Here is a 12,678-nt window from a genome sequence, read left to right as displayed (position 1 = left end):
CGGCCCCCGCCGAAGAGGCGTTCATTTCGTCTTTGTGTTACCAATCTTCGCAGCCCCCCAAGTTCGTGTCAAATTGACGCGAACCCCATCGAGCTTCAAAAATCGGCAACCACCCCGTCTCCGAGGCAACCCCTCTACCTTACCGGCCGATCCGGACAGATGCGAACCATCCGGACGATCAGTGTGGAGTGGGACTCGCCGGGCTTCTCCGGGACTCTGGTGAGTCCGTGGCTGCCCGTGCCTGAGCAACTGTAGCAGCCTCCAAGACCATCTCGGGCCCACAGAGGTAATCATCAGGTCCTTCCCTCCCCAGGGGACACCCAAACCTCACTGGTCCGGGAGGGCCCAGGGCAAGCGAACAGCAAGTGGTCCGCAATGCCCCGGCGGTACGAATTGCCACGAGCAGTCCCGCGCTCTCGGAGGTGTCCGGCATGACCCGCTCGGAATACGACGACATCCGTGCTTTCCTCGCCGACCCGGCGACCCAGGCGGGTGACCTGCTGGACGTGGCGAGGACCCTGGTGGAGGACCTGGAGCAGGCCCGCATGCGCGAGGCGATGCTGCGGACGCACTACCTGCGGCTGCTGACCGCCGCTCGCGCGACCGTGGCCGCCGAGCACGCCGGCGCGCCGGACCCGATGACGTTCGTCAGGCACGAGCTCGACGAGCGGGGGCAGCTTCCGCAGCCCGGAGAGGCCGTGCAGCGCATCCTGTCGGACGCCCAGGCGGCGGCCGCCCTGCTCGCCTGCCTGGCGGAGCAGCAGACCAAGCCGCGCCCCCGTGACAGCATGCGGCTGCGCCGCTGCGTCGGCCCGGTCCGCAGCCTGCGTCGCTGACTTCCGCCGTGATCCGCGCGGCTCGCTCTCAACAGACGAGCTGCTTCCGCCCGTGCCCCCGCGCGGCTTGCTCTCGACAGGCGGGCTGGAACGGCAAACAACGCGGCGGTGACCCAACGCATACCCGGGCTTGGGGTGGTGACTGTAAGACTGCGCATATGTGGCAGAGAGGGATGAATTGGGCGGCCATCGCGCTGGTAGCCATATTCAACCTGATGTGGCTGGGCGTGGTCGTCTACGCGGACGTGACCTCCACTTTCTGGTCGCGCGCCACCCAGGTGGTGGTCGCTCTGTCCCTGCTCGGCTGGGCCGCCAGGAAGACGGTCGAGATGATCGGCAAGGCGTGAGTTCGATGAGTGAGCAACCGTACGAGATCGGCAAGGATCTGGGGGACGACCCGCAGCAGTCGTGGGCCGCGATGTACGAGGACGTGTTCCCCCAGCAGCACCAGATCGTGGAGATCGACGACGAGATCCCGCGTGGCATCTCCAGATGGGTGGACGAGGAGGACCCCCGCGAGTCCGACACCTTCATCGACCCCATGGAGGTCGAGGACCCGCCGCAGCTGGAGTTCTAAGGCTGGTACGGAGGAGCGACGCCCCAGCCCCACCGTGGCACCGGCGCCTGTCGCGGCGGCGTGGCGCCGGGCTGCGAGTTGGTGCGGGCGATCCTGGTGCCCCATTCGATGTAGCCGGCGAACGCGGCCCTGAACTCGGGGTCGTCCGGCAGCCCCACCTCGTCGGCGGCGTCCATGAGCAGGCTCACCCACCGGCGCCGCTGCTCCTCGGTGATGCCCCGGTTGAGGTGGTGGGCCAGCATGTGCGAGTATCCCCCGCGTTCGCCGGTGTAGCGGGCGGGCCCGCCGAACACCTCGCCCAGCCACATGGCCACGTACCGGGGATGGCCGGGATCCATGTGCGCGAACAGCGGCCCTATCAGGTCGTCCTTCACGACCTGGCGGTAGAAGACCTCGGTCAGCCGCTCCAGCGCATCCGTGCCGCCGACCCATTCGTAAAGCGTCGGTATGCCGTCTTCGGTCATGTAATCATGTAATCATCATGATGTCGGCCCGGCAACACCTCCGATACTCGGATCCATGACCTTCGATCACAACGACCACTACCACCCTTTGCTGCTCCGCCATCTCCCGGCGGGCGCGGCCACCGCGCTCGACGTGGGCTGCGGCACCGGGCTGTTCGCGCGCCGGCTGGCCGCCCGTGGTGCGGTCGTGGACGCGATCGATCCGTCGCCGGAGGTCATCGAGGCGGCGCCGCGCGCGGCGGGTGTCCGATACGCGCGCGCCGACGTCACCGCCATGGACCTGCCCGAGGCCCACTACGACTTCATCTCGTGCCTGGCCAGCCTGCACCACGTGCCGTTCGAGACGGTGGTCAGGTTGCGTGCGGCGCTCGTGCCCGGTGGGGTGCTCGCGGTGCTCGGCTGTTACCGGGAGAGCACCGCGGCCGACCACCTGACCAGCCTGGCGGCCGTCCCGGTGAACGCCGTCGCGCGCCTGGCGCTGAGCCGCCGGAGCTCCGCACCGGTGAAGGCGCCGGTCAGGCCGCCGGTGATGACCCTCGGCGAGGTCAGGGAGCACACCGCCCGCCTCCTGCCCGGCGCCCGGGTCAGGCGCCTCCTCTTCTGGCGCTATCTGCTGGTCAGCCGCAGGCCCTAGAAGTCCTCGCACGTCGCGTACCAACTGTCGGAGAGCCGGTCGACGGACGAGAACCGGTAGGTTCTCAGCCGCTCCCCGTGCACGTACGTGAGACCGCAGAACTCCAGCCAGCCTCCCGACCCGATGACGCCCAGGTCGGCCCGGTCGACGTGGCGCACGGCCCGCCCGACCGGGAAGAGCCCGACCCATTCGACGCCGAGCCCGCTCTCGGCGTCGCCCACCGTGACGCTGTCGGGATGCAGCGGCAGGGACCGTACGTAGGCGGTCAGCGCGGGCTCCGACACCGCGAACGCCGCGCGCATCGGCAGGTCGGCCGCGACGGTCGCGCAGGTGAGCGCGGCGACGAGCGGCGCGACCGCGATGCCGGGGCTGCGGCGATAGCGCGGCACGCAGAGCAGGACGATCCACAGGGCCGTCGTCAGGATCCAGAACAGGACCGCGTAAGACAGGACATAAAGGCTGCCGCCGGGAAAGACCATCGCGATGAGGGTGAGAAGGGCCGCGAGTGTGGCCGGCGCCACGAGCCAGAGCCACCGCACCCTGCCGGTGGAACCCGTCACGGGGACACGCACACACGGGACCCTAGCAAGAGCAGGCCGGTTGACCGGCGCGATCGCCGTCAGTCGTAATCCCGCTTGAAAGTTTCAGCCGCTCATCGGCCTCCCGCCTGTGCCTTTGCCTTCCGGCGGCCGATCGCGCTTCTGGCAGGAGGCGAGGGCTCCCTACCATGCGTGGGAGCGCTCCCATATCAGGACGGAGTTTCCATGTCTCGTAGAAGGCCCGTGCTGGCCGCCCTCTTCACCGCGGTCGCGACCGCCGTGGCGGGGGCGGCCGTCTTCACCTCTTCCGCCGTCCAGGCCGCCGACTCGGCGTTCTACGTGGACCCGGAGACGAACGCCGCCAAGTGGGTGGCCGCCAACCCCGGCGACAGCCGCGCCCCGGTGATCAGGGACCGGATCGCCGCGGTCCCGCAGGGCCGCTGGTTCGCCACGTACAACCCGTCCACCGTCCGGGCGCAGGTCGACGCGTACGTGGGCGCGGCGTCGAGGGCGGGCAAGATCCCGATCATGTCCGTGTACGCGATGCCGAACCGCGACTGCGGCGGCCCGAGCGCGGGCGGGGCGCCGGACCACACGGCGTACCGGGCCTGGATCGACCAGATCGCGGCCGGTCTCGGCGGCCGCCCGGCCACGATCGTGCTGGAGCCGGACGCCCTGGCCATCATGTCGAACTGCATGAACTCCACCGAGCAGGCCCAGGTGCAGGCGTCGATGTCGTACGCGGGCCAGCGGTTCAAGGCGACGTCGTCTCAGGTGAAGGTGTACTACGACATCGGGCACGACGCCTGGCTGTCGGCCGGGGAGGCGGCGAACCGGCTGCGCGGCGCCAACGTGTCCAGCAGCGCCGACGGCATCGCGGTCAACACCTCCAACTACCGCTCGTCGCCCGGCCTGGTGTCGTACGCGAAGAGCGTCATAGCGGCGACCGGCGACTCCAGACTGCGCGCCGTGATCGACACCAGCCGCAACGGCAACGGCCCGGCCGGGAGCGAGTGGTGCGACCCCGCGGGCCGCGCCACGGGCACGTGGAGCACCACGGCGACGGGCGACTCGATGATCGACGCGTTCCTGTGGGTGAAGCCGCCGGGTGAGGCCGACGGCTGCATCGCGGCGGCGGGCCAGTTCGTGCCGCAGCGCGCCTACGACCTGGCCATCGCGGCGGGCGAGCCGACCCAGACGCCCACCGTCACCCCGACGGTCACCCCGACCGTGACCCCGACCGGCCAGGGCTGCGCCGCGGCGTTCACGATCGTCAACAGCTGGCAGGGCGGCTTCCAGGCCGAGGTCACCGTGCGCAACACCGGCGCGTCGGCCATCTCCGGCTGGCAGGTCGGCTGGTCCTTCGCCGGCGGCCAGTCGATCTCCCAGCTCTGGAACGGCGACCTGAGCTCCTCCGGTTCGTCCGTGACGGTCGGCAACCTCGGCTGGAACGGCACGGTCGCCGCGGGCGGCACCACCACGTTCGGCTTCCTGGCCAACGGCTCGGCCGCCACCCCGGCGCCGATCGCCTGCACAGCCCGCTAGCGGACCTCCATCGCATGGGTGACGAGCATGGTCAGGACCTCTTTGACCGAGGACCGGTTACGCGCGTCGCACATGATGACCGGAGTCGTCTCGTCCAGTCCGACGGCCCGCCGCACCTTCCCAGGATCGTGCCGGCGGGCCCCGTCGAAGCAGTTCACCGCGACCACGAAGGGGAGCTTGAGCTGCTCGAAGTAGTCGACGGCCGGGAAGCAGTCGGCCAGCCTGCGGGTGTCGGCGAGCACGACGGCGCCCAGCGCGCCGAGCGCGAGTTCGTCCCACATGAACCAGAAACGGTCCTGCCCGGGGGTGCCGAACAGGTACAGCCACAGATCCTGGCGGATGGTGATGCGGCCGAAGTCGAGCGCCACCGTGGTGGCGACCTTCCGCTCGACGCCGGACACGTCGTCCACGCCCACGCCGCGGTCGCTGAGGAGTTCCTCGGTGTGCAGAGGGCGGATCTCACTGATCGTGCCGACCATGGTGGTCTTGCCCACGCCGAAGCCGCCGGCCACCAGGATCTTCAGGGCGGTCGCGGTGAGCGTCCCTCCGGAGGGCCGGGGGCGATCAAAGCCTGCGAATTCCATGCAGTACATCCCTGTAGGTACGTTCATCGATCGACTGGTTGGCGGGCTTCGGCGGGGTGATGCTCACGAGCCCCTCGCGCCGCAGGTCACCGAGCAGCACGCGGGTGACGTTGAGCGGCAGGCCGAGCCCGGCCGCGACATCGGCCACGGGGGTCGGCCTGCGGCAGATGCGCAGGATGGTGTGATGCTCAGGGTTCAGCACGGACGGCTCCTGCGGCAGGTGGACCGTGGCGACGATGGCCACCAGGTCGAACGCCTCGCCCTGGGGCCGCGCCCGGCCGCCCGTGAGACCGTACAACCGGATCAGAGGCCCCGGATCGTCGTCTGTCACGGTGTCATCCCGTTCCACACCGGCGCGGGCGCCGCGCCTCTCGGCAGCGCGGTCAGGTGCTCGCCCACCCGACGGACGAGCAGGGCCATCTCGTACGTGATCAGGCCCAGCTCGGAGTCGCCCGCGGCCAGGACCGCCAGCCGGGCGCCCTGACCGGCCGCGGTGACGAACAGGAAGCCGCCTTCCAGCTCGATGATCGTCTGGCGGACGCCGCCCATGCCGAAGTGCCGGCCCGCGCCCATCGCGAGGCTGTGGCTGCCTGCCGCGATCGCCGCGAGGTGTTCGGTGTCCTCCCTGGTCAGCCCCTGGGACCCGCCCATGGTGAGGCCGTCGGCGGACAGCAGGATCGCGTGCCGCACTCCCGCGACCCGGTTGGCCAGGTCGTCGAGCAGCCAGCTCAGCTCAGATCTCGCGTCAGCCATGGGAGTCCCTTTCGTCGCGCACGTCGCGGTCGCCGTTCGTCTCCCTGCGCGCCTGCCGCCAGCCCTCCTGCATGGAGGTCATGAGGCTGAACAGTTCCTCGGGGGCGCGGGCGGAGACCTCGGGCTCCTGCTCCGGACGTGTTTTCCTTAGTTGTGGTGCCAGATGTGCCTGGCGTACCCGGACCGGCAGGCCGTCCAGGTCGTCGTCCGGGTCCGTCTGCCGCGGGATCGGCCCGGTGGGCGGGTCGAGCGTCCGCACGGGGCCGGACGCGCGCACCTCCCTGGGCGGCGGGGGCGGGACCTGCCGGACGGGTTCGAACAGCGACTGGCTGAGCTGCGACGGGACCGGCGCGCGCTCCGCGAGCATGCACGTCGGCAGCATCACGATCGCGGTCGTGCCGTCGTACGGGGACGGGCGGAGCGTGACCTTGATGCCGTGCCGCGCGGCCAGCCGGGAGACCACGAAGACGCCCATCCGGTCGCTGCGCGCCAGGTCGAACTCCGGCGGGGTGAGGAGCTGGGCGTTCAGCTCCTCCAGGGTGCCGGGGTTCACGCCCAGGCCGCGGTCCTCGATCTCCAGGGCGAAGCCGTTGGCCGCCGTGAGACCGCGTACCTGCACGCTGGTGTTGGGCGGCGAGAAGGCGGTGGCGTTCTCCAGCAGCTCGGCGACCAGGTGGATGACGTCGGTCACCGCGCCGCCGGTGAGCAGCGGGCTGTCCGGCATCGGCTGGATGGTGACGCGCGTGTAGTCCTCCACCTCCAGCGCGGCGCTGCGTACCACGTCGAAGATCGGCACCGGGTCCCGCCAGCGGCGGCCGGGGGCGGCGTCGGACAGGATGATGAGGTTCTCCGCGTGGCGGCGCATGCGGGTGGTGAAGTGGTCGAGCTTGAACAGGCCCTCAAGGGTGTCCGGGTCCTCGGCCTTGCGCTCCATCGCGTCCAGCAGCGAGAGCTGGCGGTGCAGCAGCGCCTGGTTGCGGCGGGCCAGGTTCAGGAAGACCTGGCCGACGCCCTTGCGCAGGGTGGCCTGGCCGACGGCGGCCTCGACGGCGGTGCGCTGCACGGCCGAGAACGCCTGCACCACCCGCTCCACCTCGGCGGTGCGGGCGCTCTCCAGCTCCGGCGTCTCGGCCGGGTCCACGTCCTCGCCCTTGCGCAGCCGCTCGACCAGCCGGGGCAGCCGCACCTCGGCCAGTTCGACGGCCGAGCCCTGCAGCTTCTTCAGCTCGTTGACCAGCGACCGGCCGAACCGGTACGAGAGTGCGATCGACAGCACCACGGCCAGCAGGCCCAGGCCGACGACGAGCACGATCCGCATGAGGCCGGCGAAGACCAGGTCCTCGCCCTTGGCGGAGGCGCGGGCCAGCTCCTTGGCGTAGTTGTCGCTCAGGATGGTGTGGACGGCGCCGGCGTCCCGCCGCCACGATTCGGCCAGGATCGGCGGCTTGCCGCTCTTGTTCCAGTGGAAGACGGCGTCCTCGGCGGTGGTGAACCGCTGGTAGGCGGGCTCGGCCAGCAGTTGCTCGTGCCAGACCCGCAGCTCGGGGCCCATGTCCCGCTCGGCGTTCACGAGCTGGACGCGGCGGCCGGCCATCGCCGCGACGAACGCCCCGTGCTCGGCCCTGGTCATCTCGCCGCGCTGCAGCGCCGGCGTGAGGATGGCGTTCTCCCTGGCCACGTACTCGTCGACGGCGCCGTAGTAGCCGAGGCCGCGCAGCACCCGGTACGAGGAGACCGCGGTGATCATCTCGGTGCCGGCGAACTGGCGGTTGGCGACGCTGATGACGTTGTTGAACTTCTCGGTGGTGGCGAGCACCGGCACCTGGTCCAGGTCGGCGCCGGCCCGGATGCTGGGCAGCCCGTCGAGCTCGCCGAGCAGGTCGCGCACCGCGTCGGGCGGGGTGCTGACGTCGCCCATCAACGTGGCGGCCACGTCCCTGATGCGGGCCACGGCCTGGTCGGTGTGCTGGCGCTGGGTGCCGAGCTGGGCGTTGCCCGAGGTGTTCCCGGCGGCCTCGGCGGTCAGTTGCCGTTCGCGTTGCAGCTGGGTGATCAGGTCGCGGGAGGGGACGCCGACGGCGTCCCACTCGCTGCGGCTGCCCGCGAATCCGGAGGTCTCGCCCACCATGGTGTACGCGATGTAGATCCATAAGCCGATCAGCGAGACCAGCGGGACGATGAGGATGCGGACCAGCTTGGAGCGGATCGGTGGGGCGGCTCTCATACGCTTCATCCAATCCGCGCGTGCCTGCGCATAGTCGATGCCGTAGAGGCGGCGAGTGCCTGCAGAGCACTCCCGCGACGGATGCGCGCTGTGATTTGCCCCACTATGCCGCTGAGGGTCACGGGCTACAACCCGGCGTCACAAAAGTTGAGAGTTTGATATCCAACTCGCCACATACTCGCGTTTACAACCGTTTGTCATGATGTATCGCGTCGTGGTGCGCGCTCCTGGCCGGGGCTACCGCTCGCGGCTCCGCCGATGTTTGATCGAGGCAACCGACATCTGGAGGCGTCATGGCGTACCAGCTCCTCGCGCTCTACCACCACCCGGAGAGCACGGCCGCGTTCGACAAGCACTATGACGAGGTGCACGCGCCCCTCGCCGCCCGGCTGCCCGGCCTGCGCTCCTACACGGCCACCCGGCCCGGGGGCGCGGAGCCGGCCTACTACCTGGTGGCGGTGCTGACGTTCGACGACGAGGCCGCGTTCAACATCGCCATGGGCAGCGACGTCGGCCAGCAGGCGGTGACGGACCTGGCGAACTTCGCGGGCGCGGGCGTCACGATGCTCACGGGCCCGGCGGACACTGTGGTCTGACGGCGCGCACGGCAAGGATCAACGGCACGGGATGCTCGCGCGGCTCTGCCAGCCGCTCGATCACCAGCCCGGCGTCGATGAACGCGTTGATGAGGTCGGGCAGCGGGACGTGGCTCATGCCGAGCCTGTCCCTGATGCCGCCCTCCCGCCACCACGGCCCCTTGGGATGCCATCCCGTCCTGCGGTAGGTGGGGTGGATGGTCACGGCGCCGTCCTCGCCTGTCGATGTGCGGGCCGTTGAAGCAGGGATGCACCCCGTAGAACAGCAGGAGGCCGCCCGGGCGCAGCACCCGGGCGGCCTCCTTCGTCAGCGCGGCGAAGTCGGGGATGTCGGTGGACACCCAGAGGGCGGCGACGGTCCCGAACGCGCCGTCACGGAACGGCAGCGCGTGGCCGTCACCCTGGAACAGCGGCGCCGGATCCCTGCGGCGCGCGAGCCGCAACTGGTCGGCTGACCGATCGAGCCCGACGACGGTCCTGCCGGTCGCGCGGATCGCGTCGAGATACTGGCCGGTGCCGCAACCCAGGTCCAGGCATGGGCCGTCGCCCGGGCCGAGCAGCTCGGCCAGCTCGGGCGCGTTCCCTGCGGCGCCTTCGGCGTTGAACTCGTCGTACCACTCGGCCAGGCCGTCGTAGCGAGCGCTCATGATCCAGTCATACGTCGACGCGCTCGTGGCCGCGCGGGGCGACATCACTTTGGGCACCTCCACCTCCGTCAACCGTAGTTGACCGCTTTCCGAGGGGTCAACTATGGTTGACGCGACACCTTGGAGGATTCCCATGACGAAGAACGACAGCGTGCGCACGGCCCTCGCCATGGCGGTGCGGGCGGATCTGCCCGTCCTGCTGTGGGGAGCGCCGGGCACCGGCAAGACGTCCGCCGTCGTCACGCTCGGGCGGCAGCTGGACCTGCCGGTGGAGGTGGTCGTCGGATCGGTCCGCGAGCCCGGCGACTTCGCCGGTCTCCCGGTCGTCCGCCAGGAGGGGACCTGGTTCGCGCCGCCGCGCTGGGCGGAACGGCTGGCGTCCGCCGGGTCGGGGCTGCTCTTCCTGGACGAGCTGACCACGGCGCCGCCGGCGGTGCAGGCGGCGATGCTGCGGGTGGTGCTGGAACGCGCCGTGGGCGACCTCGTACTTCCCGAAGGGGTGCGGATCGTGGCCGCCGCGAACCCGCCGGACCTGGCCGCGGACGGCTGGGAGCTGTCGGCGCCGCTCGCGAACCGGCTCGTCCACCTGGACTGGGAGGTCTCGCCCGTGGACGTGGCCGACGGCCTGGCCCACGGGTTCCCCGAGCCGGACGCCGTCCGGGTCGTCCCTCCGTCGCGGGCGGGGGTGGCCGCCGCGAAGGCGCGGGTCGGCGCCTTCCTGCGGGTCAGGCCCGAGCTGGTGCTCGCCGTGCCCGGTACGCCGGAGCGCGCGGGCAGGAGCTGGCCGAGCCCGCGCAGCTGGGAGATGGCCGCGATCGCGCTGGCCGCCGGAGAGGCCAACGCGGCCACCGAAGCGGGGGTGGCGGCGCTGGTGATCGGGGCGGTGGGCGAGGCGGCCGGGTTCGAGCTGCTGTCCTGGCTGCGCACGCTGGACCTGCCCGACCCGGAGACCCTGCTGGACGACCCCGATGCGCCGCTGCCGGATCGGGCGGACCGGCTGCACGCGCTGCTGGGCGGGCTGGTCGCGCACGTGGTGGCCGACGGCGGCGCAGTGACCTGGGAACGCGCCTGGACGGTGATCGGCCGGGTCTCCAAGACGACGCCCGACGTGGCCGCGGCCTCGGCGCGTACGCTGGCCGCGAACCGGCCGGCCGGGGCGGGCCTGCCGTCCGCGCTCCTCGACCTCGCGCCGATCCTGCGATCCGCGGGCCTCATGCCATGAACCCCGTGGACCGTACCCCCGACGTGCTGCGGCGTTTCGCCGAGGCGCGGGTGTGGGCCGCCGCCCGCGCGCCCTACCTGGCGAGCGCGCTGTTCGCGCTGAGGCCGGTCGTCCTCGAACCGTATCTGGACGACGTGACCGGCGAGCCCGTCGCCGACGCCGAGTTCCGCGCCTTCCCCACCGACACCCGGTGGCACGTCCACCTCGACCCCGGCACGACCCTGGCCACGCCCACCGGGGAGATCGGATGGTGGCTGCTGCACCACATCGGCCACCTCGTCCGCCATCACGCCGCCCGCTCCCCCGGGCCGTCACCGCACTGGATCCAGGCCGCCGACGCCGAGGTCAACGACGACCTCGAAGCCGGCGCGCCCGCAGGGGTGATCTCCCCGCGCGCCCTCGGCCTGCCGGAAGGGCGGATGGCGGAGGAGTACCTGTCGCTGATCGAGGTTCTCGACGCCGCACACCGCCGGGGCGGCCGCCCGCTCGCCGAGCTGATCGACTGCGGCAGCGCGGCGGACGGGGTGGAGCGCCCGTACGAGATCTCCGGCGGAGGGCTGGACGGCGTCGAGCGCGACATCCTCGAACTCGCGATCGCCCGCGAGATCGAGACCAGGGCCGCCGCCCGGTCTCCGGTGGCCGGCGGGTGGCGGCGCTGGGCCGGGGAACGCCTGCGTCCCGCCGTCGACTGGCGGGCCGAGCTCGGCGCGCGCGTCCGGCGCGGCGTAAGGCAGGCCTCGGGACGGGTGGACTTCTCCTACCGCCGGCCCGCGCGGCGCCCGCCCGTGAACGGCGTGGTGCTGCCCGCGATGGTCGCCCCGGCGCCCGAGATCGTGCTGGTCGCGGACACCTCAGGCAGCATCCCGCAGCCCATGCTGACCCGGTTCCTCGCCGAGATCACCGCTCTCGCCCGGGGTCCAGGGCGGCGGCTGCGGGTGATCTGCTGCGACCTGCACGCGCACCCCGTCCAGACCGTACGCAGGACGGAGGACATCGAGCTGACCGGCGGAGGCGGAACGGACCTGCGCGAGGGCATCACCGCCGCCCTGGCCCTGCGCCCGCGCCCCGACCTGGTCGTCGTCCTCACCGACGGGCAGACCCCGTGGCCGGAGCACCGGCCGCCCGTCCCCGTATTGGTCGGCCTCGTCGGCACCGGACGACCGCCCGCCTGGGCCCACACCGTCACGATCCGAGACGAAGACCTCGACCGGGAGAGATCATGAGCATCGCCTACGCCGACCGCCCCGAGCCCGAGGATCTGCACGAGTGGACCGCCCGCGGGTTCACCGTCGCCGAGGCCCGGCGCTGGATCGGCGGCGGGTTCCCGCTGGACACCGCCGAACGATGGCGGGCCGCCGGTGTCCACACCCCCGATCAGGCCCTCGCCTGGCGCACCGCGGGCCTCTCCCCGTACACGGTGCAGCCTCTCCTGCGGGCGGGCATGACGCCCCGCGACGCCGTGCGCTGGCACGAACTCGGCTACCCGCACGCGGAAGCGGCCGAGCGGCACCTCGCCGGGGAGCGTCCCGGCCCGCGCGGGTGGCTGCGCACCCTGCTCCGTTCCCGCTCGCCCCGGCCCAGCGCGCTCGACGGCGAGCAGCGCGAGACCATGCGGGCGCTCCTGGGAGGCGGTGTGCCCGCCGCGACGGCGCGTGCCTATCTCGACGCGGGATGGACCGGCGCCGCGGCCGTGTCCTGGGCGGAAACCGGCATCGACCCGGCCGGCGCGGCCGTCTACCGCGCCATCGGCTTCACTCCTGCCGAGGCCGCCGGCCTGGCCGGACGCGGCGTCGACGCGCTCGGCCTGATGCGGGACTGGTGGGACGCGGCGATACCGCGTACCGAGGTCGCCGCCTGGGTGGTCGCGGGGTTCTCGGCCGCGGACGCCGCCCGCGCCCGCGAGGCGGGCACGACAGCCGAGCAGGCGGCCGTGCTCCGCGCCCTCCGGGGCGATTGAGCGATGCCAGGGGTGAACTCGACCGCCCGCTCCTCCGTACCTCTCCATGACCGTGGCTTCCCGAGAGACAGAGCCCTGGACAGCCGCAGGAGGTGCTGAT

16 protein-coding genes and 1 pseudogene are annotated in these 12,678 nt (G+C 71.7%); 9 read left to right on the top strand and 8 right to left on the bottom strand.

Annotated features, from left to right (window positions below):
* The first annotated feature begins 431 nt into the window (after positions 1–431).
* The 3 genes from ACZ6YG_RS25640 (at position 432) to ACZ6YG_RS25630 (ending at position 1,413) form a co-directional block, all read left to right on the top strand.
* A complete protein-coding gene (locus ACZ6YG_RS25640; RefSeq protein WP_271280197.1) occupies positions 432–836 on the top strand; it encodes a hypothetical protein in 405 nt (134 codons plus the stop codon).
* Positions 837–1,009: 173 nt separating this feature from the next.
* Positions 1,010–1,183, top strand: a complete 174-nt coding sequence (locus ACZ6YG_RS25635) for a hypothetical protein (protein ID WP_246639496.1) — start codon at positions 1,010–1,012, stop codon at positions 1,181–1,183.
* A gap of 5 nt (positions 1,184–1,188) precedes the next feature.
* On the top strand, positions 1,189–1,413 hold the full coding sequence (locus ACZ6YG_RS25630) for a hypothetical protein (protein ID WP_148029319.1): 225 nt from the start codon (positions 1,189–1,191) through the stop codon (positions 1,411–1,413).
* Here the strand turns inward: ACZ6YG_RS25630 and ACZ6YG_RS25625 are convergent.
* Complete coding sequence (locus ACZ6YG_RS25625) at positions 1,410–1,877, bottom strand: group II truncated hemoglobin (RefSeq protein ID WP_466019386.1); 468 nt, start codon at positions 1,875–1,877, stop codon at positions 1,410–1,412. The two genes, ACZ6YG_RS25630 and ACZ6YG_RS25625, sit on opposite strands and share 4 nt — an antisense overlap.
* 55 nt (positions 1,878–1,932) lie before the next feature.
* Between ACZ6YG_RS25625 and ACZ6YG_RS25620 the strand changes: the two genes are divergently transcribed.
* Positions 1,933–2,511 carry a class I SAM-dependent methyltransferase gene (locus ACZ6YG_RS25620; RefSeq protein WP_466019385.1) on the top strand — a complete coding sequence of 193 codons (579 nt, stop codon included), beginning with the start codon at positions 1,933–1,935 and terminating at the stop codon, positions 2,509–2,511.
* Here the strand turns inward: ACZ6YG_RS25620 and ACZ6YG_RS25615 are convergent.
* Entirely contained in the window at positions 2,508–3,083 is a 576-nt protein-coding gene (locus ACZ6YG_RS25615) for a hypothetical protein (protein WP_148029316.1), read from the bottom strand. The two genes, ACZ6YG_RS25620 and ACZ6YG_RS25615, sit on opposite strands and share 4 nt — an antisense overlap.
* Before the next feature lie 192 nt (positions 3,084–3,275).
* Between ACZ6YG_RS25615 and ACZ6YG_RS25610 the strand changes: the two genes are divergently transcribed.
* Positions 3,276–4,595, top strand: a complete 1,320-nt coding sequence (locus tag ACZ6YG_RS25610) for a glycoside hydrolase family 6 protein (RefSeq protein ID WP_271280200.1) — start codon at positions 3,276–3,278, stop codon at positions 4,593–4,595.
* On the opposite strand, the gene ACZ6YG_RS25605 is transcribed toward ACZ6YG_RS25610, so the two are convergent.
* From ACZ6YG_RS25605 to ACZ6YG_RS25590, 4 genes are read right to left on the bottom strand one after another with little or no spacing between them, the layout of a single operon-like run.
* Positions 4,592–5,179 (bottom strand): GTP-binding protein, encoded by a 588-nt coding sequence (locus ACZ6YG_RS25605; RefSeq protein WP_148029314.1) that lies wholly within the window; start codon positions 5,177–5,179, stop codon positions 4,592–4,594. The genes ACZ6YG_RS25610 and ACZ6YG_RS25605 overlap by 4 nt on opposite strands.
* A complete protein-coding gene (locus tag ACZ6YG_RS25600; RefSeq protein ID WP_219543950.1) occupies positions 5,160–5,510 on the bottom strand; it encodes a DUF742 domain-containing protein in 351 nt (116 codons plus the stop codon). The genes ACZ6YG_RS25605 and ACZ6YG_RS25600 overlap by 20 nt, the downstream gene beginning before the upstream one ends.
* Entirely contained in the window at positions 5,507–5,932 is a 426-nt protein-coding gene (locus ACZ6YG_RS25595; protein ID WP_148029312.1) for a roadblock/LC7 domain-containing protein, read from the bottom strand. Before ACZ6YG_RS25595 ends, ACZ6YG_RS25600 begins: the two co-directional genes overlap by 4 nt.
* Positions 5,925–8,156: a sensor histidine kinase gene (locus ACZ6YG_RS25590; RefSeq protein ID WP_466019384.1), complete on the bottom strand. Its 2,232-nt coding sequence runs from the start codon at positions 8,154–8,156 to the stop codon at positions 5,925–5,927. Before ACZ6YG_RS25590 ends, ACZ6YG_RS25595 begins: the two co-directional genes overlap by 8 nt.
* A gap of 293 nt (positions 8,157–8,449) precedes the next feature.
* Between ACZ6YG_RS25590 and ACZ6YG_RS25585 the strand changes: the two genes are divergently transcribed.
* Complete coding sequence (locus tag ACZ6YG_RS25585; protein ID WP_466019383.1) at positions 8,450–8,752, top strand: EthD family reductase; 303 nt, start codon at positions 8,450–8,452, stop codon at positions 8,750–8,752.
* Here the strand turns inward: ACZ6YG_RS25585 and ACZ6YG_RS25580 are convergent.
* Both ACZ6YG_RS25580 and ACZ6YG_RS25575 read right to left on the bottom strand, forming a co-directional pair.
* Positions 8,724–8,957 carry a hypothetical protein gene (locus ACZ6YG_RS25580; protein WP_466019392.1) on the bottom strand — a complete coding sequence of 78 codons (234 nt, stop codon included), beginning with the start codon at positions 8,955–8,957 and terminating at the stop codon, positions 8,724–8,726. The genes ACZ6YG_RS25585 and ACZ6YG_RS25580 overlap by 29 nt on opposite strands.
* A 115-nt stretch (positions 8,958–9,072) precedes the next feature.
* Positions 9,073–9,399 (bottom strand): annotated as a pseudogene (locus ACZ6YG_RS25575) (class I SAM-dependent methyltransferase); the annotation flags it as partial.
* Positions 9,400–9,532: 133 nt separating this feature from the next.
* Between ACZ6YG_RS25575 and ACZ6YG_RS25570 the strand changes: the two are divergent.
* From ACZ6YG_RS25570 to ACZ6YG_RS25560, 3 genes are read left to right on the top strand one after another with little or no spacing between them, the layout of a single operon-like run.
* The gene (locus ACZ6YG_RS25570; RefSeq protein ID WP_466019382.1) at positions 9,533–10,621 is read left to right on the top strand and encodes an AAA family ATPase; all 1,089 of its coding nucleotides are present in this window, start codon (positions 9,533–9,535) and stop codon (positions 10,619–10,621) included.
* Complete coding sequence (locus ACZ6YG_RS25565; RefSeq protein ID WP_466019381.1) at positions 10,618–11,844, top strand: vWA domain-containing protein; 1,227 nt, start codon at positions 10,618–10,620, stop codon at positions 11,842–11,844. The genes ACZ6YG_RS25570 and ACZ6YG_RS25565 overlap by 4 nt, the downstream gene beginning before the upstream one ends.
* The gene (locus tag ACZ6YG_RS25560; RefSeq protein ID WP_364237086.1) at positions 11,841–12,578 is read left to right on the top strand and encodes a hypothetical protein; all 738 of its coding nucleotides are present in this window, start codon (positions 11,841–11,843) and stop codon (positions 12,576–12,578) included. Before ACZ6YG_RS25565 ends, ACZ6YG_RS25560 begins: the two co-directional genes overlap by 4 nt.
* The last annotated feature ends 100 nt before the right edge of the window (positions 12,579–12,678 follow it).

It is taken from the genome of Nonomuraea sp. NPDC054003 (assembly GCF_055585125.1).
This window is presented reverse-complemented; position numbering and strand designations above follow the sequence as displayed.